The following is a 1,657-nucleotide window of genomic DNA, read 5'->3' on the forward strand; positions in this document are numbered from 1 at the left end:
CCAAGTTTCGGGGCGCAGTTCACAGGCACCTTTGTGGTGGTCTTGACAATCGGTTGGTGGCGCTTATGCGAATACGGAGTCCTCGCGGCGTGCCGAGGTCGACATGCAGGTTTTTCGACTATGACTGCCTTCCATGGCACACCTCCTTATGGACGGGCGCGGCGCGCTTTGGGTATCTCGTACCCGTTTCAATCCGCCCGTATTCTTGATGAGGGGGTTCGCCGTGTCAACCCCATTGTTCGGAAAACCGTTGCCCCTGACAAAGCCTTTACAGAATGCCGTGGCCTCAAAGCGTACCCGCATCGACGCTTCGCCTGCGCTAAACTGGAAGCACGTACGCGATTACGAGAGGAGCCCGCATGGAGGCTTACAAGCAAGAGTTCATCAAGTTCATGGTCGAGTCCGACGTTCTTAAGTTCGGCAGCTTTACGCTCAAGAGCGGCCGTCAGTCCCCGTTCTTTATGAACGCCGGCGCTTATGTGACGGGCTATCAGCTCAAGAAGCTGGGCGAGTATTACGCCCAGGCCATTCACGATAACTTTGGCGACGACTTTGATGTCCTGTTTGGACCGGCCTACAAGGGTATTCCGCTGGCCGTCGTGACCGCAATTGCCTACCACGAGCTGTACGGCAAGGAGGTCAAGTACTGCTGCGACCGCAAGGAGGCCAAGGACCACGGTGCCGATAAGGGCAACCTGTTGGGCTATGAGCCGCAGGACGGCGATCGCGTGGTCATGGTCGAGGACGTTACCACCAGCGGCAAGTCCATCGACGAGACCTATCCCAAGGTTAAGGCTGCTGCCGACGTCGAAATCAAGGGCCTCATCGTGTCCCTCAACCGCATGGAGGTCGGCAAGGGCGGCGTGACCACCGCGCAGAAGGAGATCGAGGCAAAGTACGGTTTCCCCGTCGCGAGCATTGTTTCCATGGCCGAGGTCGTCGAGACCCTCTACAACCACGAGATCGACGGCAAGGTCGTCATCGATGACGAACTCAAGACGGCCATCGACGCCTACTACGAGCAGTACGGAGCTCGGGAGTAGTTACGGCGTTTTACCAAACGCCGTAACAGCTCGACGCTGCGCGGGCCGCATTTGGACAATCTGACGTTCAACTTCAAGGGCGCGACCAGAAGGTCAGCGCCCTTTCGTTTCACGTCACCTTGTCACAAATGCGACCCGCTCGCTGGCGTTGCCAAAACATCGGCGTTGCCGTGGTAGTCATTGAGGACGTTCTTGTTTGACTGGTCGTTTAAGAGCGTCCCCAATGACTACTTAGGAATGAGCGTGGATAATCTCCCGTTTTTGGCCCCCGTGTGGGCTCAAAGTGGGAGATTATTCACGCTCGTTGGATAGGTGTCCGAAAATCAACGCTCATTCGGTTGGCGCAGGGGCAAGCTGTTTTCCGCTGTGGTGCCACATGTGAGCCTGGCCTCCTATGCCAGATTCTAATAACGAGTTTACGGAATAAATAGTTATTAGAGCTGAAATGGCCGACCTAATGACGAGAAGTCGTTATTAGGTCGGCCATTAGTCATTGGGTGTTCCTATAGTTTTGTCAACCGTCGGGGCTACTCCCGGTAGGGCACCCGGTCGCGCATCACGGCGTATATCGCCCTGAGCCGCTTCCTCGCGACGGCCTTGAGCGCCCGCCCGTG

The 1,657-nt window shown here is 56.7% G+C and carries 1 protein-coding gene; it reads left to right on the top strand.

All coding sequences use genetic code 11. From position 1 onward, the window contains the following. Positions 1 to 359: 359 nt before the first annotated feature. Positions 360 to 1,043, top strand: coding sequence for an orotate phosphoribosyltransferase (gene pyrE / locus AAAX36_RS09410; protein ID WP_006236284.1), 684 nt, complete (start codon positions 360 to 362; stop codon positions 1,041 to 1,043). The last annotated feature ends 614 nt before the right edge of the window (positions 1,044 to 1,657 follow it).

Source organism: Collinsella sp. CLA-ER-H10, from assembly GCF_040092475.1.
Lineage (GTDB): Bacteria > Actinomycetota > Coriobacteriia > Coriobacteriales > Coriobacteriaceae > Collinsella.

What these genes read in the sequence shown, in the direction of transcription:
- pyrE (WP_006236284.1), top strand. Translation starts at nt 360, where the DNA reads ATGGAGGCTTACAAGCAAGAGTTCATCAAGTTCATGGTCGAGTCCGAC.